Source organism: Paraburkholderia tropica (assembly GCF_014171495.1).
GTDB classification, from domain to species: Bacteria; Pseudomonadota; Gammaproteobacteria; order Burkholderiales; family Burkholderiaceae; genus Paraburkholderia; species Paraburkholderia tropica.
Genome location: NZ_CP049134.1, coordinates 1883949 through 1906669, shown reverse-complemented (window position 1 = coordinate 1906669; position 22721 = coordinate 1883949). Strand labels below are relative to the sequence as shown.

Here is a 22721-nt window from a genome sequence, read left to right as displayed (position 1 = left end):
CGATGAGAACCACCACCCCGATCGAGGAACTCGATCTGTATGTCTGGGAAGGCAAAGCCGATATCGTCGAGCGCGTCGCGCGCTGCATGGCGAGTCTCGATGTCGAAGTGATCCGCGCCGACGATACGGCGATCTCCGCGCAGCGCATCGCCGCGCGCCCGTCGATCGCCGTGGTCAGCGTGAGCGTGATCGACACCGGCGCGCTGATGCTGCGCGACTGGCAGGCCACGCACGGTCTGCCGGTGATCTGGGTCGGCGCCGCGCCGCGCGACAACGACCCGACGATGTATCCGAACGAGTATTCGCACGTGCTGCCGCTCGACTTCACCTGCGCCGAGCTGCGCGGCCTGATCTCGAAGCTGATGATCCAGATGCGCGCGCATTCGGCGCAGACGGCGGGCGCGGACGTGCTCGTCGCCGAATCGGAGACCATGCGTGCGCTGCTCAAGGAAGTCGAGACCTTCGCCGATTGCGACACCAGCGTGCTCGTGCACGGCGAGACCGGCGTGGGCAAGGAGCGCATCGCCGAACTGCTGCACCGCAAGCACAGCCGCTACGGCACCGGGCCGTTCGTCGCCGTGAACTGCGGCGCGATTCCCGACGGCCTGTTCGAATCGCTGTTCTTCGGTCACGCGAAGGGCTCGTTCACGGGCGCGGCCGTCGCGCACAAGGGCTACTTCGAGCAGGCCGACGGCGGCACGCTGTTTCTCGACGAAATCGGCGACCTGCCGCTGTATCAGCAGGTCAAGCTGCTGCGCGTGCTCGAAGACGGTTCGGTCACGCGCATCGGATCGGCCACGCCGCTGAAGGTGGATTTCCGGCTCGTCGCGGCGACCAACCGGCAATTGCCGCAACTCGTGAAGGACGGAACGTTTCGCGCCGATCTTTACTACCGGCTTGCGGTGATCGAGCTGATCGTGCCGTCGCTCGAAGATCGCGGCGCCGTCGACAAGATCGCGCTCTTCAAGGCCTTCGTCTCGACGGTGGTGGGCGAGGAGCGGCTCGAATCGCTGCCCGAACTGCCGTATTGGCTCGCCGATTCGGTGGCGGCGATGCGCTTCGCGGGCAACGTCCGCGAGCTGCGCAACCTGGCCGAACGGGTCGGCGTGACGGTGCGGCAGATGGGCGCGTGGGACGCGCAGCGCCTGCGCCGTCTGTTGGCGGGTTCAGGCGGCGCGCAGCCGCAGGCCGCCGCCGAACCGGTCGCGCCGGTCGTCGATCGCAGCAAGTGGGACATGGCCGAGCGCAGCCGGCTGCTCGCGGCGCTCGACGCCAATGGTTGGCGCCGCAAGGACACGGCGCAGTATCTCGGCATCAGCCGCAAGGTGTTGTGGGAAAAGATTCGTAAGTACCAAATTTTCGACGAGGAACCCGCAACCGGTGAAAGTGAGTAATAATTGTGCCGATTTGTAAAACCTAAAAATAGAACTGTTCCAAACAGGTACTTCATGGACTACAAGTGGAGAGTTCGGCAGGTTGCATTTGCCGCTCTGATGTTGATCGGGGGTTTCGAAACCGGTTGCGCCCAGCCCTTGCCGCAGACTGCGGCAGCGCCGGTCGCTGCGTCGCAGGACGACTCGGTTGCTGCCGTGCAGGCGCAGCCCGCTGCGGCTGCCCAGCCGTTGCCGGGCAGCCAGTCCGCTGCGCTGACGCCGGATGAGGCTCAGCAGAACGCAGCCGGTAACGTCGCGGAACTGCAGCAATTGATTCGTGGCTCGGAGCTCAACGAATTGCGCACGACTTACAACGGCACGTACGGCGCCAGCTTGCTGTTTAACGGCAAGGAAATGACGTACTACGTGGCCTTGTTCCAGAACAAGACGTTCTGGCGCGTGATCAAGACGAGCGACGAACAGCGCGCGGAAGCGATTTATCGCGACTTCGCGCAGAAGACGGTCCAGTTGTCGGACGTCGAACTGCGCCGCACGCGTCTCGAAGCGCAGAAGGCGTTCACGGCACGCATGATCGCGCTGACGCAGGACCACGCGAACCGTCTGCAGGCCGACCTCACGGTTGCACGCCAGCAGCAGGCGATCGTCGCGGACCAGCAGAAGCAGACGCGCGACCAGGCGAATGCGCTGCAGGCCGAGAAGTCGCAGGCGCAGGATCAACTGCGTCAGGTGCAGCGTCAGGTTCGCGAGTTGCAGCGTCAGGTGGAAGGCGGTTTGCCGGTGCACTGATGCACACGTCTGGAGCGTCTCTTAAGCGGGCGCTCCGGCAAACGTAAAACTGCGCAGGGTTTAAAGGCGGGCGCCTCGGGCGCACCGCCTTTTTGTCGTTGGCGCGCGTCAGTGCTTGCCGTGGTGGCGCGTGCTGTCGTGCTTATCGTGCTTCTTGTGCGCTTTGCCTTTGTCGGCGGGCTCGCGCTCCGCGGGCGGCGGATCGATGGAAATCGGGTCGCTGGCCGGGAAGGTCTCTTCTAGCGCTTCGTCGAGCGGGTCCTGCGGGGCGGGCGGCGGGGAAGACGGCTTGGTGGCGGACATGGCGTGCTCCGGGGGCGAGGAGGGTCGCTGTCAGCATAACGCAAAGGGCAAAACCCTGAGCGCAGGCGAGGTTCCCGTCGGGCGGCGTTCAGACCGTGTCCGGACGATGTCCGCCTGTTCGCGCCGGTTTCTGCCGACTTTTCCGGATTCTTCGCCCGCAAAGCAAAACGCGCGCAGAGTGTGCGCGCGTTGTGTACGGATGATGCTGCGATGGCTTAGCTGTTGCCGTTGCCTTCGCCGCCGTTGCCGCCATTGTTCACCGCGCCGTAAAGGCGGCGGCGACGCGTGACGACGACCGGGCCGTCCTGACCGCCGCTGGCCGGACGATCCGACGGCGCGGCGGGTGGCGACCATGATTCGCGCGGCTCGCGAGGTTCACGGGGCTCCCGCGGCTCGCGGGATTCGCGCGGGCCGTGGCCGCCATGGCCGCCGTGACTGCCATGCGGACCGCGGCTCGTGTGCTCGCCGTGCGCGGGGCGCGGCGTGCGCGGCCCCGGACGCGTGCCGGTGTCGAGCTGGATGGTGGAGATGGCGCGTTTATAGATGCCTTGCAAGCCAACGGGCGTGCGCAGCATCACCAGGTACTGATCGAACGACTCGATGCATCCGGTCAGGCGGATGCCGTTGACCAGATAGATTTCAACGCGCTTGCGCTCTTTGCGCGCGGCGTTCATGAAGTCGTTTTGCGGGTGCGATTCTGCGGAAGGCATGGACGAATTTTAGCCGGGCGGCTCGATGCCGCAATTCATTGGAAACGTTTGCTTGCCGGGGATTCTACCCTGTGTCGGCGAAGCGCGCGTGCGGTTACCTACTTTACTGCAGAACTATACCGGGTCGCGGCCGGTGCCGCCGTTTGCCGGTCCCGCCATGAGCGGGGACAGGCCGTCTGCGCGAGCGAACCGGGCACGATACACCAGTGTGCTCGTCCGGACTGTGACAGTACAACGCGCGCATGGTTCATCCGTTCAACAGCGTAGTGCATCGGGCGGCGGTCTGCGCGTCGGAATGCGTCCGAATATGTCCGAATGGCGTCGAAATCCGCAATGATCCCGCCGCGCCGCGACGATCGCCAATTCTAGTGCCTGTTCATTTTTGCGCGCGACCCCAAGGAAAACCGTGCGGCGACGCACGCGCGAGGAATAAGCCCGCGGCTCACAACGTTTACCGTGTATTGCAGTCATGCAGCGATCTGAGCCCTGAGCGGCTCGTTCAGCAGGAGACGATGATGAAGCGGACTACACGGCGGACCACCAAGAGCACCACCAGGCGCACCACCGGCCCCATTCGCCGGTTCCTCGCCTGTTTTGCGTGCGTGACCCTCGCCGCTGTCTCGGGCGTGGGCCTCGCCGCGTGTGGCGACATGAACTCGAGCGGCGCGTCGGGCAGCTCGGGCACCAGCGGATCGTCGGGCGGCTACTGAGCGGCGCGCCGTGCTGCGCCGCCCGTCGGCGGAATTCGAAGCGCAGGTCGTGGCCCAGCTCGGGGCCATGCGCCGGTTTGCGCGCGCGCTCACCGGCGACGCCGCCTGGGCCGACGATCTCGTCCAGGACGCCGCCGAGCGCGCGCTCTCGAAAGCCGCGTCCTACCGGCCCGAGAGCAATTTGCGTGCGTGGCTGCTGACGATCCTGCGCAATATTTATATCGACCAGTTGCGCGGCCGTCGCGAGATCGCCGTCGACGATGAAAGCGCGCCGTGGCGCACGCTCGAAGCGCCGCGCGGCGAAGTGGACGGTCTCGTGCTGCGCGATCTGCAACGCGCGCTCTATGTGCTGCCCGCGGCGCAGCGCGAGGTGTTGCTGCTCGTCTGCGTCGAGGAACTGAGCTATCACGAGGCGGCCGCCGTGCTCGGCGTACCGGCGGGCACGGTGATGTCGCGGTTGTCGCGCGCGCGCGAGCATCTGCGCGCGCTGCTCGACGCCGATCCGGCGCAGGACCCCGGGCGGCGCGCCACGCCGCTGCGGGTCGTGGGGACGATGCGATGAACGACGACGATCTCGAACGCGAGCGCGCCGGCGCGCCAGCCGACGCCCACTCTGGCCTCGCGGGTCACGACCTGGCGGCGCTGGGTGCGTTCGTCGACGGCGAACTCGCGCCCGACGAGCAATCGGCGCTGCTCGCGCGGCTCGGGGAGGACCCGGCGGCGGCGCAGCGTATCGCCGCCTATCGCGCGCAGAAGGCCGCGCTGCAATCGCTCTGCAATCACGCTGGAAACGCACGTGAGAACGACGGCGAACACGACGCCGACGCCCTCGGCGCGACACCGTACGTCGTGCTGCGGCGCCGCGATCCGTGGTGGCGGCGCGCGGGACTCGCGGCGGCGTGGGCCATCGTCGGCGCGGGACTGGCCACGGCGGCGACGACCTTCGTGCCCGCGTGGATGGCGCGCGGCGACGGCCACGCGGGCGCGCTGTTCGCGAGCGAAGGGGAGCGCTTCGCGCGGCGCGCCGATGTGGCCTATGCCGTGTATTCGCCCGAAGTGCGTCATCCCGTGGAAGTCGGCGCGGCCGACGAGGCGCATCTCGTCGCCTGGCTCTCCAGACGTCTGGGCAAGCCGTTGCAGATTCCGTCGCTCGGCGAGTACGGCTATGCGCTGGTCGGCGGGCGGTTGCTGCCGGGCGCGGCGGGACCGGCGGCGCAGTTCATGTATCAGAACGATGCCGGCGAACGCCTGACGCTCTACGTGAGCGTCTCGGGCCGCGACCGCGACGCCGTGCATCTGCTGCGCGACGGCGCTCATCGCACCTTCTACTGGAGCACCGACAGCATGGGCTACGCGCTGTCCGGCCCGGCGACGGAAGGGCGCTTGCGCACGATAGCCTACGACGTGTGCGGCGCGCTCGGCGGCACGTCGGCGCAATGGTGACGCGTCATGCCCGCCGACACGCCACGGCCGCCCGGCATCAGTTCAGGCGAACTTTCGCGTGTGCTCGCCGCGTTCGAGTCGATTGTCGGCAGACCTAACGTTTGCCGTAGCGGCGCGGCGCTGGCGGCGTATCGCGATCCGTTCGCGCCCTTGCCGGGCGACGACACGTTCGCGCCCAGCGCCGCCGTGCTACCCGCAAATGTCGACGAAATCCGCGCGCTTCTGCGCGTGGCCAATGCGGCGCGCGTGCCGCTCTGGACCGTTTCCACGGGCCGCAATTTCGCCTACGGCGGCGCGGCGCCGCGCCTGTCCGGCTCGGTCGTGCTCGACTTGCAGCGGCTGAACCGCGTTCTCGACGTGGACGAGCGCCTCGCGTGGGCGCTCGTCGAACCGGGCGTGAGCTACTTCGATCTGTACGCGCATCTGCGCGAGCGCGGACTCGCGTTGTGGGTCGATCCGCCCGCGTCGGGATGGGGCAGCGTGATCGGCAACACGCTCGAACGCGGCTTCGGCTACACCGAATACGGCGATCACGCGGCGGCGCAGTGCGGCATGGAAGTGGTGCTCGCGAACGGCGACGTCGTGCGCACCGGCATGGGCGCGCTTGACATCGGCACCGCCTGGACGCTCTATCGACCCGGTTACGGGCCGTCGTTCGACGCGCTGTTCACGCAATCGAATTACGGCATCGTCACGAAGATGGGACTCTGGCTGATGCCCGCGCCGGACGCGTATGTGATCGGCGAAATCCAGTTCGCGCACGAGGACGATCTGGGCGTGCTCGTCGATACGCTGCGCGGGCTGCAACTGAGCGGCACGATACGCCAGCATGCGGTGATCGAAGGCGCGATCCGCCGCGCCGCCGGTCTCGCGCCACGCGCGCGCTGGTACGACGGCGAAGGCGCGATGCCGGAGGCGTCGGTTGCTCGCATGCAAAGAGAACTCGATATCGGACGCTGGAATCTGCACTACGCGCTTTACGGCGACGCCGAGGTGATCGAGCTGCAACGACGCATTGTCGAGCGTGCGTTTGCGAAGGTGCCCGGTGTACGTTTCACCGCGCGGCGCTACGCGGGCAAGGACGAACCGCAGGGCGGCGGCGACCGCAACATGGCGGGCATACCGTCGATGAGCGCGTTTCGCATGCTCGACTGGCTGGGCGACGATGGCGCGCACGTGGACTTCTCGCCGCTATGTCCCGCCGACGGTCGCGACGCGCTGCGCCAGTACGCGCTCGTCAAGGCGCGCGCGGCCGAATACGGTTTCGATTACTACGGCGGTTTTACAGCGGCGGGGCGTTATCTCCATCACGTGTTCGCGGCGATTTTTCCGCGCGCGCCGCATCCGCAGGCGGCGCGCGCGGGCGACCTGCTGCGCGCGTTGATGAGCGATGCGCGTGCAGCCGGCTACGGCGTGTACCGCTCGCATCTGCTCTATATGGATTACGCGGCGGCGCAGTACAGCTTCAACGATGGCGCGCTGCTGCGCCTCGCCGAAACCGTGAAGGACGCGCTCGATCCGCAAGGCGTGCTGTCGCCGGGCAAGCAGGGCGTCTGGCCGCAAGCGTGGCGTACGCAGCGCGGCTACACCTGACGAGGCGATGACGATGAAGCGGCGCAGGTTCATCGGTGTGGCATGCGGCGTGTCTGCGGTCTGTTGCACGATCGGTTTGCGTCGATCGCAGGCAGCGTTGCAACGTGGCGCGCGCATTGCCGTAGTCGATCTGCGGCTCGCGCGCGGCGTGGCGCTGGCGCGTCATGCTGCGCGTGCGCGCATGATGACGTTCGCCGTCGACGACGATATTGGTGCGTTGTGGTACACGCGGCTTGCGTGCGTCGGCGAAGGCGCGCTGGTGCTGTGCGCGCTGCGCGACTCGGAGCGCTTCGTGCTCGAACGGCTCGCGCTGTCACGCCGTTGCGTTGTGATGAATGTGCCGTCGCAGATAATTAATACGGAAAACTAACCAGTTCGTGACGCATCGTCTTTTTCGAGCTTGGCGATTTCGGCATCACGCAATTCGCGCCGCAGAATTTTGCCGATATTGCTTTGCGGCAGCGCGTCGCGAAACTCCACCATTCTCGGCACCTTGTAGCCGGTCAGTTGCTGGCGGCAATACTGGATCAGGGCATCGGCGGTCAGCGTGGCGTCGCGCCTCACCACGAACACCTTCACGCGCTCGCCCTGCACCGGATCGGGCACGCCGATCGCGGCCACTTCGCGCACGCCGGGATGCGTTGCGATCACATCTTCGATTTCGTTCGGATAAACATTGAATCCCGAGACGAGAATCATGTCTTTCTTCCGGTCGATCAGGCGGATATAACCGCGCGCGTCCATCACGCCGATATCGCCGGTCGTGAGCCAGCCGTCGCTCACGAACACCTTGGCGGTTTCATCGGGACGGTTCCAGTAGCCGCGCATCACCTGCGGGCCTTTCACGCACAGTTCGCCCGCTTCGCCGATACCCGCCCACGTGCCGTCGTCGCGACGAAAACGCACCTGCGTGGACGGCGCGGGCAGGCCGATCGATCCGGCGAAATCCTGAAGGTGATCGAGATCGACGGGATTGAGCGTGACGATCGGCGAACATTCGGTCAGGCCGTAACCCTCGACGATCGGCTTGCCGGTGACGGCGCGAAAGCGGTCGGCGATGGCCTTCTGCGTGGCCATGCCGCCCGCCATCGCGAGCTTGAGGCCGGAGAAGTCGCGCGCGCGAAATTCCTCGTTGTCGAGAAAGGCGTTGTAGAGCGTATTGACCGCGCTGATGCAACTGAAGCGTTCGTGACGGATGGTTTTCATCACGCGTTTCATGTCGCGCGGATTCGCGATCAGGATGTTGCGTCCGCCTAGCAGCATGAAAATGAGCGCATTCACCGTGAGCGAATAGATGTGATAGAGCGGCAGCGGGGTGAGCACGGTTTCGGCGTCGGCGTTCAACTGGTCGGCGATCCAGGCCTTTGCTTGCAGCACGTTCGCGAGAATCGAGCCGTGCGTGAGCATCGCACCTTTCGCCACGCCGGTCGTGCCGCCCGTGTATTGCAGGAAGGCGAGATCGTCGCGCGCGGCGGCGACCGGCGCACGCGGTGCACGCGCGCCTTGTTCGAGCGCGTCGAGCAACCAGACGGCGCGCGGCAGCGAGTAGGGCGGCACGACTTTCTTCACGTGACGCAGCATGAAGTTGATGAAACGGCCCTTGAGATTGAGCCCCTCGCCGAGCAGGTCGCCCAGTTGCGTGAGGACTATGCGCTCGACGCGCGTGCCGGGCAGCGCGTCCGCGAGCGTCTTCGCGAAGCTCTCGAACACGACGATGGTTTGCGCGCCGCTGTCGTTGAGCTGATGTTCGAGTTCGCGCGCCGTGTAGAGCGGATTCACGTTGACGACCGTCGCGCCGGCCTTGAGCGCGCCAAACAGCGCGACCGGATATTGCAGCGTGTTCGGCAGCATGATCGCCACGCGCTCGCCGGGCATCACGCCCGCGCCTTGCAGCCACGAAGCGAACGCGGTGGCCTTGCGCGCGAGCGCGCCGTAGGTCATCGGCGCGCCTGCGCTCACATAGGCCTCGCGCTCGCGAAAGCGCGTGGTGCAGTCGTCGAAGAACTGAACGAGCGAGGTGTAGCGCGTGACGTCGACCTCGTGCGGCACGCCTGCGGGATACGACGCGAACCAGATGCCGTCGGTGTTGGGCTTGTCGAAGGGCGGCGTGCTGTCCAGATTGTTCGTCATGCGATGCGTCATGCGTGGACTCCGGGCGGGACGGGGCGCTCCCATGATGCGCCGCGCGGCGCGCGAGCGTTACGCGTATTTTCCCCATTTATGGGCGGCGTGTTCGCGGGAGGTCGTCGTGTGTCCTGGGGGCGCAATGCCTGCCGCAAGAACCGTGCGGGCAAAGAAAAAGCCGTGCGGGCGGTCGCCCGGCACGGCTCGTTCGCGGGTCGCGCGGCGCAGCGCCGCCGCGTTCCCTGCGCGAAGGTTCGCTAACCTCAGGTGGTGCTCACCTGCTTCGCGGTCTGCGTCATGTCGATGCCGCGGCGTTCGCGGCTGAACAGGATCAGCACGGAAATGACGATGGCCACGGTGCCGGCGACGATCGCCATTGCCATGCCGTAGTTTTGATCGTGCGTTTCGGCCAGCGAAGCCTGCAGCGTCGCGTTGACCGACGCGAACAGATTGCCGAGCTGGTAGACGAGACCCGGGAAAGTCGCGCGCACTTCGTCCGGCGAGATTTCGTTCAGATGCACCGGAATCACGCCCCACGCGCCTTGCACCGAGATCTGCATGAGGAAGGCGCCGAGCGCGAGCATCACCGGCGTGACCGAGAACGCCCACAGCGGCAGCACCGGCAGCGCGATCAGCGCCGCGATGCAGATGGCCTTGCGGCGGCCGATCTTCTCAGAGATCGAACCGAAGAACAGACCGCCTACGATCGCGCCGATGTTCAGCACGATGGTGATGAGCGAGACCGTATGCGGATCGAAGTGATGCTGTTCGCGCAGGAAGGTCGGATACAGATCCTGCGTGCCGTGCGAGAAGAAGTTGAACGCCGTCATCAGCACGATCGCGTAGATCGAGAGGCCGAGATTGTGACGCAGCGTGGAGAGCAGCGTGGGTCGCGCGCGCTTTTCCATTTCCTTCCAGGCCGGCGACTCGGGAACGTGCGAGCGCACGTAAAGCACCAGCAGCGCGGGCAGCACGCCGACGAAGAACATGCCGCGCCAGCCGATATGCTGATACAGCACGCCGAACACGACCGAGGCGAGCAGATAGCCGCTCGGATAGCCGGCCTGCAGCAGACCGGAAACGATGCCGCGCGCTTTCGGCGGAATGGTTTCCATCGTCAGCGCGGAGCCCACGCCCCATTCGCCGCCCATCGCCACGCCGAACAGCGCGCGCAGGACGATGAAGGTGGTGAGGTTCGGCGAAAAGCCGGTGAGCAGTTCGAGCAGCGAATAGCACGCGATGTTGATCATCAGCGTGGGGCGGCGGCCGTATTTGTCGGCGAGCCGGCCGAAGATGAGTGCGCCGAGCGGGCGCATGGCCAGCGTCAGCGTAATGGCAAATGCGACAGCCGGGATTTTGGTATTGAATTCAGTGGCGATATCTTTCAGAACGAAAACCATCAGAAAGAAATCAAATGCGTCGAGCGTCCACCCCAAATACGCTGCGATCGTTACGTTTTTCTGTTCTCGCGTCCAGCTCATTTCATTTTTCTCCTGTCTTACCCGCGCCATGCCTCGTCTCCCGGGCATGGCCTGTGTGGCTCTTCGCCCCGCGCTGCGAGCTTCGTACGAGTGTACGCCCGGCATTAAACATTTGCATGAATGTCGGGCGCAACCCGTACTAATCCCTGGTAAAGATGGGGAAATATGAAAGCGTTCTGTTTTATTGGTAATTTAAATGTAATTAAAATGAAGCCATAATTGAATGTTGAATGGATTGAGCAAGCGATGCAGCGGTATTTAGATTAATTTTTAATTGCGGTTAACCCGGATCGAGTGCCCAGATACGCTCTGGAGTGCGTAGCGCTTTGCGGCGCGGCGATCAGCGTTGCGCGAGCCAGTCGAGCGTCGCGGCGATGACGTTCGACCAGTCGCCCATCGTCTGCTGACGCAACACGTGCGCGTCGCGTATCCAGGGCGAGTGCGCGCCGTCCTTGCCCCAGCGCCATTCGCCGGTCGGGTTGACGAGCACGGCGGTGGGCTTGCCGGCCATCGCCGCGAGATTGGCCACGCCGGCGTCCACGCTCACTACGGCGTCGAGTTGCTCGATGCACGCAGTGGTGTCGGCGAACGTGCGGATGGCGGGCGCGTAATGACTGACGTGGCCGCGCGGCGTTCCACCATGCATTTCCACGTCCGGATGCAACAGGCTCACGAACTGGACGCGCTCGCCGAGCGTCGGGTTCATCGTGAGGCGTTCGAGCGCGTCGAGCGGCATGCTGCGCAGGCGTGCCCAGTTGCGCTCCTTGCTGCGCAGCGTCTGGGCGTGCCGTTGCGCGCAGTCCCAAAACAGGCCCACGAGCCGCTTGCCGCGGTGCTGCGCGCGCATCGCCTCGCCCCAGATTGCGCCGTTCGCGCGGGCGGACTCGGGCGCGCGGATATAGGCAGGAAAGTACGGATCGGGGTGCGCGGTGTCGTGTGCGGTCAGCAGCGGCAGATGCAGCAGCGTGGCCTGTTGGGTCGGCGCGAAGTCGTGAACGTCGGGCAGCAGCGCGGCCTCGATAGGCACTGCGACGGTCAGCGGGCGGCGCGCGGCCACGACGCGGCAATCGGGCAGCGAGGCTTCGAGCACGCTGTGAATGGCCGCGTCGCAGGTCACCATGATCTCCGCGCCGGCGTCGCGCCAGTGACGCAGCGCGCCGTAGAGCATGAACTGATCGCCGTAGCCCATCTGATGCGTGACGAGCAAGCGCTCGCCGCGCAGATCGCGCTGGCCGTTCCACATCGGCACGTCGGCGTGGCGAAAGTTGCCGCTGTCGCCCTGGTTGCGGTACAGCCAGTGCGTGAAACCGCGCGCGTCGCCGAGACTCAGCATGGCTTCGGCCAGCCATTTGCGCGCGCGAAGCTTGTCGGGTTGGTCGTCGGGTAGCGGGCTGTGGACCGCGCGCTCCAGCACGGCGATGGCCTGGTGCGTCTCGCCGCTCAAATAGAGGTCGCGGCCCAGTCGCGCTTCGTAAAAGAGGGGCGCCCAGCGCGTCTGCGCTGCATCGATCCACGTCTGCGCGGCCCGCGCGTGCTCGCCGAGCAGGCGCAGCGCGCGCGCCCGCGCGTGAACGAAGCCCGCATGGCCAGGCGCGAGCGCAAGTCCTTTTTCCGCCCACGCGAGCATGTGCTCGTCGCGCTGCACGCCGATCAGCGCATGGCAGATGTCGAGCAGCGCGGCGGGATCGAGCGGCGCGCGCGCATGGGCGGCGAAGGCCGCGACGAGTCGATGTTCGGGGTCGGAGTGCATGGGGGCGTCATTCTCACTGTTTATGAGAAAGAGCTTAGAGACGGGCCTCGCCGCCGCACATCGGATACGTCCTAATTTATAGAGAGCGAGCGATTCAAACCGCATGCTTCCGGATGTCGCGCCGTCGCCAATCCGCGCGCGTTGCAAGCTTCGCGGCACGCCGCGCACAATTTCACCGATAATGAACGACCGTGCTTTTCCTGATTGCCGCCGTCAGATGCGGTGACTAGAATCGACTCGACGTTACGTGTTCCGTCAAGCGGAACGCGAATCAGGCTTCAGGGCAATCCGGGCCTTAGCGGTCCAGACAGACATCAAGGAGACACAAGCATGCAGGTCAGGGAATTGTTCGAACTGGGCGGTCAGGTGGCGCTTATTACGGGCGGCTCGCGCGGGCTCGGCCTGCAGATGGCCGAGGCGCTGGGTGAAATGGGCTGCCGGGTCGTGATCACGGCGCGCAAGGCCGACGAACTCGCCGAGGCGCAGCGCCATCTTCAGGCGCGCGGAATCGAGGCGATGACGATTGTCAGCGACCTGCAGCGTCCGGAGGCGGCCACGAAGCTCGTCGACGAAACGCTCGCGGCGTGCGGCCAGATCGACATTCTCGTGAACAATGCGGGCGCGACGTGGGGCGCACCGGCGGAGGATTATCCGGACGAGGCCTGGCACAAGGTCATGAACCTGAACGTGAACGCGCCGTTCTTTCTCGCGCGCGAAGTAGGCAAGCGCAGCATGATCGCCCGCAAGCGCGGCAAGATCATCAACATCGCTTCGATCGCCGGTCTCAAGGGCTCGCTCGGCCCGATGCAGACCATCGCCTATAACACCTCGAAGGCCGCAGCGATCAACTTTACGCGCGCGCTCGCGGCGGAATGGGGCAAGTACGGCATCAACGTGAATGCGATCTGCCCGGGCTTTTTCCCGACCAAAATGGCGGCGGGCCTGCTCGACAAGCTCGGCCAGAGCGTGATCGACCATACGCCGCTGCAGCGTCTGGGCGACGAGAGCGATCTCAAGGGCGCTGTGGTGTTTCTCGCCAGCGCGGCGTCGCGCCACGTGACCGGCCAGTATCTGGCGATCGACGGCGGCGCGAGCATCGTCTGATTCGCGTCGTAGTCCGAAGTAAAATTGCGGACGGTCCGCGCTACGCCGCGGCCGACTAACCGATTAACCGATTGACCGATTGCAAGACGCGCGCGCCGCGCTCGACGGCGCGCGTTCGAGGAGACGGAACCCGCCATGTCCACATCCGCCATCGCAGCTTCGCAGGACTCAAGCGCATCCCGCGCGACTCACACTGCAGCACACAGCACAACACCCAGTTCGCCGCACTGGCCCGCACATCTCTCGCCGCATCTGAGCATTCCCGGCACGAACCTCTTCTATAACGCCGAGGTTTCGGCCGCGCGCTTTCCCGACAAGCCCTTCATCTACTTCTACGACACGCCCGTCACGTTCGCGCAGTTCAAGGACGAAGCCGAGCGCGTGGCCGGTTATCTGCAACAGCACTGCGGCGTGAAGGCGGGCGACCGCGTGCTGCTCTACGTGCAGAACAGCCCGCAATGGGTGCTCGCGTACTACGGCATTCTGCGCGCGAATGCCGTCGTGGTGCCGGTCAATCCGATGAATCTCACCGAGGAACTCGAGCATTACGTCGAGGACAGCGGGGCGACGACGGCTTTCGTCGCGCAGGAGTTGTATCCGCGTATTGCGCCGCTGGCGGGTGAGGGGGAAGGCAAGCTGCAACACCTGATTGTCGCGACGTATAGCGATTATCTGAAGAACACGCCTTCGTCGCCGCCGCCGGAATTCGTGAGCGCGCCGCGTCAGGTGGAAGGGCCTGGCGTCGTGCATTGGGCCGACGTGCTCGCCGCGCGTTGCACGCCGGGTCCGCTCACCGCCGGTCCGGACGATCTGTGCGTGATGCCGTACACCTCGGGCACGACCGGCAAGCCGAAGGGATGCATGCACACGCATCGTTCGGTGATGTGCACGGCGGTGGGCGGCTGCAACTGGTTCGGCAGCAATCAGGACGCCGTGCAGCTTTCCGTGCTGCCGTTCTTTCACGTGACCGGCATGCAGGGCGGCATGAACAGTCCGCTCTATAACGGCTCGACCATCGTGATTCTGCCGCGCTGGGATCGCGACGCGGCCGCGCGCGCGATCGAGCATTACCGCATCAACGGCTGGCAGGCGATTTCGACGATGGTGGTCGATTTCATTTCGAATCCGCGTATCGGCGAATACGATCTGTCGAGTCTTGCGTGGATGCGCGGTGGCGGCGCGACCATGCCGGACGCCGTCGTGAAGAAGCTGCGCGATCTCACGGGCCTTGAGTTCGTCGAAGGCTATGGCATGTCGGAGACGATGGCGGCCACGCACATCAATCCGCCGCAAAATCCGAAGCCGCAGTGCCTGGGTATTCCGGTGTTCGACGTCGACGCGCGCATTGTCGATCCGATCACGCTCGAGGACGTGCCCGAAGGCGAAGCGGGCGAACTGATCATGAGCGCGCCGCAAGTGATGCTCGGCTATTGGGGCAACGCGAAAGCGACCGCCGAAGCGTTCATCGAGCGTGACGGCAAGCGTTTCCTGCGTACCGGCGACCTCGTGCGGCGCGACGCGCAAGGTTATTACTTCATGACTGATCGCCTCAAGCGCATGATCAACGCGTCGGGCTACAAGGTCTGGCCGGCCGAAGTCGAAGCGCTGATGTACCGGCATCCGGCGATCAAGGAGGTGTGCATCATCGGCACGCAGGATGCGAAGCGCGGCGAAACGGTGAAGGCCGTGGTCGTGCTCGATCCGAAGCAGCTCGGCAGCGTGAACGAAGACGACATCATCGCGTGGGCGCACGAAAACATGGCGGCGTACAAGGCGCCGCGCATCGTGCAGTTCGTCGACACGCTGCCGAAGTCGGGCAGCGGCAAGATCCTCTGGCGCAAGCTGCAGGAAGACGAGGCCGCCGCGCGGGCTTGACGCCAGCCGGATTGTGCCTCGGTCAAGACGCGAATCGTCTGGATGCTTCCAGATGGTTCGCGTCTTGCTGTTTTCTCAGCCCTGGCGAGCGCTTCAGGCGCGCTCAGGCACCTGCCAAAGCCGGCAAGCCCGGCTCGCTCCAATCCCATCCATCGCGCGTTGCCGCAGCGGACTGCTGGCTCGTAGCCGCGCGCTGCAGCGTGGTCTCGGCACGCCATTCGCCCGGCGCCTGCGCATTCTTGCGGCCGAGAATCGCCTCGCATAAAAACTCGATGCTGTACGCGTTCAACAGATGCGGATGATGCGTCTGGATATAGCTCGCAATACGCGCCGCTTCGCCTTCGATCGCCGCGAGTGCATAGAGCGTGGCGGCATCCCAGCGAAACCGCAAACCCAGTTCGGCGAATGCCGAATTGAAAGCGCACAACTGCGTGTGCAAACCTGACTCTTGCTCGGTGCCGTACGGGCGGGCGGGTGAGGGGCTCATGGCTGTCTCCTGGTTCGCGAAAGGCGTGAATCCAATGTAGAAGCCCCAATCAATAAACGATAGTTAAAGTTTTTTTCGATTTATATAAGTCATCGTCTATATCAGCGACGACGCGTGCAGGCTCCGCGTAAACCCCCCGTAGTGCTGTCGATATCGCTGATATATTGTATTGGAAATATGAAATCGATGAGTTGTGCCGGCCTGCTCAATAGAACGCTGGAGACAAACGACCGATGTCCACCAATATGCAAGACGAAGCCGGGGCAGCCTCGCTGACCTTGACGCTCGAACCGATTCACGCCGCGCTCTCTTTGCGCGACCAGGCCTACGCAAAATTGAAGCAGGCCATCGCCGAAACCGACATCTACCGTTCGCGAGACGAAATTCGTCTGGATGAGAAAGAACTGACCGAGAAACTCGGCGTGAGCCGCACGCCGGTGCGCGAAGCCATGACGCTGCTCGAACAGGAAGGCTTCCTGCGCACGGTGCCGCGACGCGGCGTCTACATCCTGCGCAAGACGCGCAAGGAAATCGTCGAGATGATCTATATGTGGGCCGCGCTCGAAAGCATCGCGGCGCGTCTCGCGACGCAACGCGCGAGCGACGAGGAAATCGCGCGCCTGCGCAGCATGTTCGCCGACTTCGACGACGCGCGGCCAGCCGAGCACATCGAGGAATACTCCGAGGCGAACATCATGTTTCACCAGTCGCTGGTGGAGCTGTCGAAGTCGCCGATCATCATCGAGACCATCAAGAACATTTTCATGCACGTGCGCGCGATACGACGGATGACGATCGCGCAGAGCGATCGCGCGTCGAGATCGATCGTGGATCACATGCGCATTATCGAAGCGCTGGAGGCGCGCGATACCGAGCGCGTCGAGCGCCTCGTGCGGCAGCATTCGATCGACCTCGCGCTGTTCGTCGAAGCGAATTGCGATTTTCTCGACTGAGCTTCGTCGGCTGAAGTTCGCGCATCCCGTCGCGTTTGATGTGAACGCCGCATGAGCGGCGCGCATTGATACGTAATTCGTCTTGATGCGTGTCCGGACGCTATCTGAATAGTACGGAATACGAAGTAATTTGCGCGGTTTGCAGCACTTGAAGCCGGCGAAGTTTGTGTGGTGCATCAGAGCGCAAGGGCGCAAGCCCGATGACACAAGGTCCGCGCGTCACCTCGCACTGCAACACGCCGCCACCGCGTAAAAAAACGTCTTGACTAATATTGTGTGTGGAATATTGTATATCACGGATCACACAACGCCCCGCCAAAGAGGAGACGTCATGGCAGAAGCAGGCATCAACGACGCGCAGAACAGCCCTGCGCAAGAGGCGCAAGCAACGACGGATGGTTTTCATCTCGTCATCGATGCGCTCAAGCTCAACGATATCGACACGATCTTCGGTCTCGTGGGAATTCCCATCACGGACCTCGCGCGGCTCGCGCAGGCGGAAGGCATGCGCTTTATCGGCTTTCGCCACGAGCAGAACGCGGGCAACGCGGCCGCCGTCGCGGGCTATATGACCAAGAAGCCCGGCATCTGCCTGACGGTGTCCGCGCCGGGCTTTCTCAACGGGCTCACGGCGCTGGCCAACGCCACGACGAACTGCTTTCCGATGATCCTCATCAGCGGTTCGAGCGAGCGCGAAATCGTCGACCTGCAACAGGGCGACTACGAAGAGATGGACCAGCTCAACGCGGCCAAGCCTTATGCCAAGGCGGCGTATCGCGTGCTGCATGCGGAAGACATTGGCGTCGGCGTGGCGCGCGCGATTCGCGCGGCGGTCTCGGGTCGCCCGGGCGGCGTCTATCTCGATCTGCCCGCCAAGCTGCTCGCGCAGACCATCGACGCGGTGAAGGCGAAGCAGTCGCTCATCAAGGTCGTGGACGCCGCGCCGCGCCAGATTCCGGCGCCCGACGCCGTGAAACGCGCGCTCGATGTCATCAGGAATGCGAAGCGTCCGCTGATCTTGCTGGGCAAGGGCGCGGCGTACGCGCAGGCCGACGCGCAGATTCGCGAACTGGTTGAAAAGAGCGGCGTGCCGTATCTGCCGATGTCGATGGCCAAGGGCCTGCTGCCCGACACGCACGAGCAGTCGGCTTCGGCGGCGCGCTCGTTCGTGCTGGCGGAAGCTGACGCCGTCGTGCTGATCGGCGCGCGTCTCAACTGGCTGCTCGCGCACGGCAAGGGCAAGACGTGGGGCGCGGCGGCCGGTCCGAAGCAGTTCGTGCAGATCGACATCGCGCCGACCGAGATCGACAGCAACGTGGCGATCGAGGCGCCGGTGATCGGCGATATCGGTTCGTGCGTGGAAGCGCTGGTCGCAGGCATGGGCGCGGATTTTCCGAAGCCCTCGTCCGAGTGGCTCAACGCCGTCGCGGAGCGCAAGAACACGAACCTCGCGAAGATGGCCGCGACGCTCGACAAGAATCCGACGCCGATGAATTTCCACAGCGCGCTGCGGGCGATTCGCGACGTGCTGAAAACGCGCCCCGATATCAATGTCGTGAACGAAGGCGCGAACACGCTGGATTACGCGCGCAGCATCATCGACATGTACCAGCCGCGCAAGCGTTTCGACTCGGGCACATGGGGGATCATGGGGATCGGCATGGGCTTCGCGATCGGCGCGGCCGTCACGAGCGGGACGCAGGTCGTGGCGATCGAGGGCGACAGCGCGTTCGGATTCAGCGGCATGGAACTCGAAACGATCTGCCGCTACAACCTGCCGGTCTGCACGATCGTGTTCAACAACAACGGCGTGTATCGCGGCACCGATGTGAATCCGAACGGCGGCGCCGACGTCGCGCCCACCGTGTTCGTGAAGGGCGCGCGCTACGACAAGATGATCGAGGCGTTCGGCGGCGTCGGCCACCAGGCGACCACGCCCGAGGAACTCACGAAGGCGCTGCTCGACGCGATTGCGTCCGGCAAACCCACGCTCATCAATGCCGTGATCGACGAATCGGCCGGCACGGAAAGCGGTCGCCTCACGAATCTCAATCCGCAAAGCGCGGCGATGAAGAAATAAATCCAACCGTACAGGACAGTCGTTTCAGACTACCGAGACCAGGAGATAGCAATGAGCAAACCCCTCGACGGCATCAAGATCATCGACTTCACGCACGTTCAAGCGGGGCCCGCGTGCACGCAAATGCTCGCATGGTTCGGCGCCGATGTGATCAAGGTGGAGCGTCCGGGCGCGGGCGACGTCACGCGCAATCAACTGCGTGACATTCCCGAAGCCGATGCGTTGTACTTCACGATGCTCAACAGCAACAAGCGTTCGCTCACGCTCGACACCAAGAAGCCGGAAGGCAAGGAAGTGCTCGAAAAGCTGATTCGCGAGTCGGACGTGATGGTCGAAAACTTCGGCCCCGGCGCGCTCGATCGCATGGGCTTCACGTGGGAGCGCATCAAGGAACTCAATCCGAAGATGATTGTGGCTTCGGTGAAGGGTTTCAGCGAAGGCCATCATTACGACGACCTCAAGGTCTACGAAAACGTCGCGCAGTGCGCGGGCGGCGCGGCATCGACCACGGGCTTCTGGGACGGTCCGCCCACGGTCAGCGCCGCCGCGCTCGGCGACAGCAACACCGGCATGCATCTCGCCATCGGCATTCTCACGGCGCTGATCGGCCGCGATAAAACCGGCAAGGGGCAGAAGGTCGCGGTGTCGATGCAGGACAGCGTGATCAACCTGTGCCGCGTGAAACTGCGCGACCAGCAACGTCTCGACCGCGTGGGCTATCTGGAAGAGTATCCGCAGTATCCGCACGGCAGCTTCAGCGACGTCGTGCCGCGCGGCGGCAATGCGGGCGGCGGCGGTCAACCGGGCTGGGTGCTCAAGTGCAAGGGCTGGGAGACGGACCCGAACGCGTATATCTACTTCACGGTGCAGGGTCACGCATGGGAGCCGATCTGCCGCGCGCTGGGCAAGCCGGAATGGATCGACGATCCGAACTACAACACCGCGCAGGCGCGCCAGCCGCATATCTTCGATATCTTCGCGACGATCGAAGCGTGGCTCGCCGACAAGACCAAGTACGAGGCGGTCGACATTCTGCGCAAGTTCGACATTCCGTGCGCACCCGTGCTCAGCATGAAGGAGATCGCCAACGATCCGTCGCTGCGCGCGAGCGGCACCATCGTGGAAGTGCCGCACAAGGCGCGCGGTTCGTACCTCACGGTGGGCAGCCCGATCAAGTTCTCGGAACTGAAGCCGGAGATCACGGGTTCGCCGCTGCTCGGCGAACATACCGACGAAGTGCTCGCCGACCTCGGCTACACGCCGCAGCAGATCGCGGCGCTGCACGAAGTGCGTGCGGTGTGATATCAGTTTCGATGTAGCGATCCAGCAGTGCGGTATCAGTAGTGTGGTGCGCGGCGTGCTTGCATTTGCCAACCGCGTCGCGCACCCGAACATCAACTCGCTTTCCCCACGACGAACGATATGCCAGCCGCCATCGATTTCGAACAGCTCGCCGACGCGATCGGCGACGCCATCATCATCTCGGACGCCGCCGGCGACATCACGTACTGGAATCCCGCGGCCACGCGCATGTTCGGCTATACGCAGGACGAGGCGCTCGGCAAGACGCTGGATCTGATCATTCCCGAACGGCTGCGCGGTCGCCACTGGGAGGGCTATCACAAGACGATGGCCACCGGGCAGACGCGCTACGGCAACGACGTCTTGCGCGTGCCGGCCGTGGACAAGGACGGTCGCGCGCTGTCCATCGCCTTCACGGTGGCGCTGCTGCATGGCGCGCAGGGCGAACTCACGGGCATCGTCGCGGTCGTGCGCGACGAGACGGCGCGCTTCCAGGAAGAGCGCAATCTGCGCAAGCGCGTGACGGAACTCGAAACCCGTCTTCAAACACAAGATCAGCAATCCTGATCGATCCGGTTAGTCGTTCTCATCCCTTCAAGCCGCAGGTCCGCACGGAGCGCTTCGATGCATACCGAAAGACTCGGGCACTACGAGGTCGAACTCTCGGCCCGTCAAATGATTCACAACGGCGGCTGGGTCGCGTTCGCTGCGATTCACTCCGCCGAAGCACAACAGGCGGACGCGCTGCTGCCGGAACAGCAGGTCGTCGACGAGACCGTGTTCGCAAGCGAAGCCGCCGCCATTGAAGGCGCCCGCGCGGCGGCGCTCGCGATTCTTCAGTCGGGCCGGGCGCCGCTTTAGCGCGCCTTCAAACGGTCCTTCAGCATGGCGCGCCCGCGCGCGCCGGACGAGCCGCGGCACACAGAATTCCAACATCGAGCAGGAGACGTTTCATGAAGTCGTGGCCACGCTTTCGGCGCGCCAGGTCCCTTGGCGCGCCGTCGATTCCGTTCGCCCTTTTATCCGCAACGCTCGCCCGCGGAGGTGCATCATGGCGATGACGATTGCGGTTCCGCGCGAATCTCAGCAAGACGAACGCCGGGTCGCGGCGACGCCCGAAAGCGTCGCGCAACTCATCAAGCTCGGCTATGAAATCGAGGTCGAGACCGGCGCGGGCGAACGCGCGTCCTACCCCGACGACGCGTATCGCCAGGCAGGCGCGTGCCTCGTCGACGACGCGCTCGAACTCTGGAGCAACGCCGATATCGTGCTCAAGGTGCGGCCGCCTTCGATCGACGAAGTGCAGCGCCTCAAAACCGGCGCGACGCTGATCGGTTTCATCTGGCCCGCGCAGAACGGCGCGCTGCTCGAAGCGTGTGCCGTGCGCGGCGTGACGGTGCTCGCGATGGATTGCGTGCCGCGTCTCTCGCGCGCGCAGAAGCTCGACGCGCTGAGTTCGATGGCCAACATGGCCGGTTATCGCGCGGTGATCGAGGCGGCGCAGCATTTCGGGCGGCTTTTCACCGGGCAGATCACGGCGGCGGGCAAGATGCCGCCCGCGAAGGTCCTCGTGATCGGCGCGGGCGTGGCGGGGCTCGCGGCGATCGGCGCGGCGCGTGGTCTGGGCGCGATCGTGCGTGCGTTCGATACGCGGCCGGAAGTCGGTCAGCAGGTCGAGAGCATGGGCGCGGAATTCCTGAGCGTCGATGTCGATGAAGACGGCGGCGGCACGGGCGGCTACGCGAAACAGATGAGCGCGAAGTTTATCGAAGCGGAGATGGCGCTGTTCGAGGCCCAGGCGCGCGAAGTGGACATCATCATCACGACCGCGCTGATTCCGGGCAAGCCCGCACCGCGTCTGATCGATGCGAAGACGGCTGCGTGCATGCGCGCGGGCAGCGTGATCGTCGACATGGCGGCGGAGCAGGGCGGCAACTGCGAACTCACGCGCGCGGGCGAGGTCGTGCAGGCGCATGGCGTGACCGTGATCGGCTATACCGACTTGCCGAGTCGCATGGCGAATCAGTCGAGCCAGTTGTACGCGACCAATCTGCGTCATCTGCTCACGGATCTCACGCCGCTCAAAAACGGCGCATTGACGATCGATATGAACGACGTCGTGCAGCGCGGTACGACGGTCATGCACCAAGGCAATCTGTGCTGGCCGCCGCCGCCCGTGCAAACACCGGCTGCGCAGCCGCAAGCAGCGCCGAATGCGCCGGTGCACGTTGCGGCGGCAGGACATGCGCAACCGTCAACGCAAGACGCGCGCAAACACGGCGCATGGTCGTTAGGCATGCTGATAATTGGCGCGCTGTTGCTGCTCGCACTCGGCGCGGTCGCGCCGCCCGCATTCGTTGCGCACTTTACCGTGTTCGTGCTCGCGGTGTTCGTCGGTTATCAGGTGGTCTGGAACGTCACGCCCGCGCTGCACACGCCGCTCATGAGCGTGACCAACGCGATCAGCGGGATCATCGTGATCGGCGCGCTGCTGCATCCGGGCGGGTCGAGCACGATCGCGAGCGTGCTCGCGGGCATCGCGCTCGTGGTGGCCACCATCAACATCGCGGGCGGGTTCCTCGTGACCCAGCGCATGTTGAACATGTTCCAACGGACCTGAGGAGGC

Annotated in this window: 20 protein-coding genes; 14 read left to right on the top strand and 6 right to left on the bottom strand. The window is 64.7% G+C overall.

Annotation, left to right across the window (positions count from 1 at the left end):
• The first annotated feature begins 2 nt into the window (after window positions 1-2).
• On the top strand, window positions 3-1394 hold the full coding sequence (locus G5S35_RS08655; protein WP_065063171.1) for a sigma 54-interacting transcriptional regulator: 1392 nt from the start codon (window positions 3-5) through the stop codon (window positions 1392-1394).
• Window positions 1395-1448: 54 nt separating this feature from the next.
• A complete protein-coding gene (locus G5S35_RS08650; protein ID WP_065063173.1) occupies window positions 1449-2180 on the top strand; it encodes a DUF2968 domain-containing protein in 732 nt (243 codons plus the stop codon).
• Between the two features lie 108 nt (window positions 2181-2288).
• Here the strand turns inward: G5S35_RS08650 and G5S35_RS08645 are convergent, their stop codons facing one another.
• Together G5S35_RS08645 and hfq are read right to left on the bottom strand one after the other, a co-directional pair.
• Window positions 2289-2483: a hypothetical protein gene (locus tag G5S35_RS08645; RefSeq protein WP_183038208.1), complete on the bottom strand. Its 195-nt coding sequence runs from the start codon at window positions 2481-2483 to the stop codon at window positions 2289-2291.
• A gap of 215 nt (window positions 2484-2698) precedes the next feature.
• Entirely contained in the window at window positions 2699-3193 is a 495-nt protein-coding gene (hfq, locus tag G5S35_RS08640; RefSeq protein ID WP_074984304.1) for an RNA chaperone Hfq, read from the bottom strand.
• A gap of 777 nt (window positions 3194-3970) precedes the next feature.
• Here hfq and G5S35_RS08635 point away from each other — a divergent pair.
• From G5S35_RS08635 to G5S35_RS08620, 4 genes are all read left to right on the top strand, one after another.
• Entirely contained in the window at window positions 3971-4465 is a 495-nt protein-coding gene (locus G5S35_RS08635; RefSeq protein ID WP_065063287.1) for a sigma-70 family RNA polymerase sigma factor, read from the top strand.
• Window positions 4462-5346, top strand: coding sequence for an anti-sigma factor family protein (locus G5S35_RS08630; protein WP_074984299.1), 885 nt, complete (start codon window positions 4462-4464; stop codon window positions 5344-5346). The genes G5S35_RS08635 and G5S35_RS08630 overlap by 4 nt, the downstream gene beginning before the upstream one ends.
• A gap of 6 nt (window positions 5347-5352) precedes the next feature.
• Window positions 5353-6939: an FAD-binding oxidoreductase gene (locus tag G5S35_RS08625; protein WP_074984298.1), complete on the top strand. Its 1587-nt coding sequence runs from the start codon at window positions 5353-5355 to the stop codon at window positions 6937-6939.
• A 97-nt stretch (window positions 6940-7036) separates the two neighbouring features.
• Window positions 7037-7309, top strand: coding sequence for a hypothetical protein (locus G5S35_RS08620; RefSeq protein ID WP_074984296.1), 273 nt, complete (start codon window positions 7037-7039; stop codon window positions 7307-7309).
• On the opposite strand, the gene G5S35_RS08615 is transcribed toward G5S35_RS08620, so the two are convergent.
• From G5S35_RS08615 to G5S35_RS08605, 3 genes are all read right to left on the bottom strand, one after another.
• On the bottom strand, window positions 7306-9081 hold the full coding sequence (locus G5S35_RS08615) for an AMP-binding protein (protein WP_183038207.1): 1776 nt from the start codon (window positions 9079-9081) through the stop codon (window positions 7306-7308). The two genes, G5S35_RS08620 and G5S35_RS08615, sit on opposite strands and share 4 nt — an antisense overlap.
• Window positions 9082-9326: 245 nt before the next feature.
• On the bottom strand, window positions 9327-10544 hold the full coding sequence (locus G5S35_RS08610; protein ID WP_065063186.1) for an MFS transporter: 1218 nt from the start codon (window positions 10542-10544) through the stop codon (window positions 9327-9329).
• Window positions 10545-10884: 340 nt separating this feature from the next.
• Window positions 10885-12294, bottom strand: coding sequence for a glycosyltransferase family protein (locus tag G5S35_RS08605; RefSeq protein ID WP_183038206.1), 1410 nt, complete (start codon window positions 12292-12294; stop codon window positions 10885-10887).
• Between the two features lie 330 nt (window positions 12295-12624).
• Between G5S35_RS08605 and G5S35_RS08600 the strand changes: the two genes are divergently transcribed.
• A complete protein-coding gene (locus G5S35_RS08600; protein ID WP_074984291.1) occupies window positions 12625-13398 on the top strand; it encodes an SDR family oxidoreductase in 774 nt (257 codons plus the stop codon).
• A 135-nt stretch (window positions 13399-13533) separates the two neighbouring features.
• Window positions 13534-15273, top strand: coding sequence for a long-chain fatty acid--CoA ligase (locus G5S35_RS08595; RefSeq protein ID WP_176079381.1), 1740 nt, complete (start codon window positions 13534-13536; stop codon window positions 15271-15273).
• Between the two features lie 103 nt (window positions 15274-15376).
• Here the strand turns inward: G5S35_RS08595 and G5S35_RS08590 are convergent, their stop codons facing one another.
• Complete coding sequence (locus G5S35_RS08590; RefSeq protein ID WP_183038205.1) at window positions 15377-15760, bottom strand: hypothetical protein; 384 nt, start codon at window positions 15758-15760, stop codon at window positions 15377-15379.
• Between the two features lie 233 nt (window positions 15761-15993).
• On the opposite strand from G5S35_RS08590, the gene G5S35_RS08585 reads away from it, so the two are divergent.
• The 6 genes from G5S35_RS08585 (at window position 15994) to G5S35_RS08560 (ending at window position 22715) form a co-directional block, all read left to right on the top strand.
• Complete coding sequence (locus G5S35_RS08585) at window positions 15994-16713, top strand: GntR family transcriptional regulator (protein ID WP_074984287.1); 720 nt, start codon at window positions 15994-15996, stop codon at window positions 16711-16713.
• Between the two features lie 331 nt (window positions 16714-17044).
• Window positions 17045-18793 (top strand): oxalyl-CoA decarboxylase, encoded by a 1749-nt coding sequence (gene oxc, locus G5S35_RS08580; RefSeq protein ID WP_074984285.1) that lies wholly within the window; start codon window positions 17045-17047, stop codon window positions 18791-18793.
• Between the two features lie 51 nt (window positions 18794-18844).
• Window positions 18845-20095 (top strand): formyl-CoA transferase, encoded by a 1251-nt coding sequence (frc, locus tag G5S35_RS08575; protein ID WP_065063198.1) that lies wholly within the window; start codon window positions 18845-18847, stop codon window positions 20093-20095.
• A 120-nt stretch (window positions 20096-20215) separates the two neighbouring features.
• Window positions 20216-20662, top strand: a complete 447-nt coding sequence (locus tag G5S35_RS08570; RefSeq protein WP_065063200.1) for a PAS domain-containing protein — start codon at window positions 20216-20218, stop codon at window positions 20660-20662.
• 57 nt (window positions 20663-20719) lie between these two features.
• Entirely contained in the window at window positions 20720-20956 is a 237-nt protein-coding gene (locus G5S35_RS08565; protein ID WP_183038204.1) for a hypothetical protein, read from the top strand.
• 190 nt (window positions 20957-21146) lie between these two features.
• Window positions 21147-22715 carry a Re/Si-specific NAD(P)(+) transhydrogenase subunit alpha gene (locus tag G5S35_RS08560; protein ID WP_183038203.1) on the top strand — a complete coding sequence of 523 codons (1569 nt, stop codon included), beginning with the start codon at window positions 21147-21149 and terminating at the stop codon, window positions 22713-22715.
• Window positions 22716-22721 lie beyond the last annotated feature (6 nt).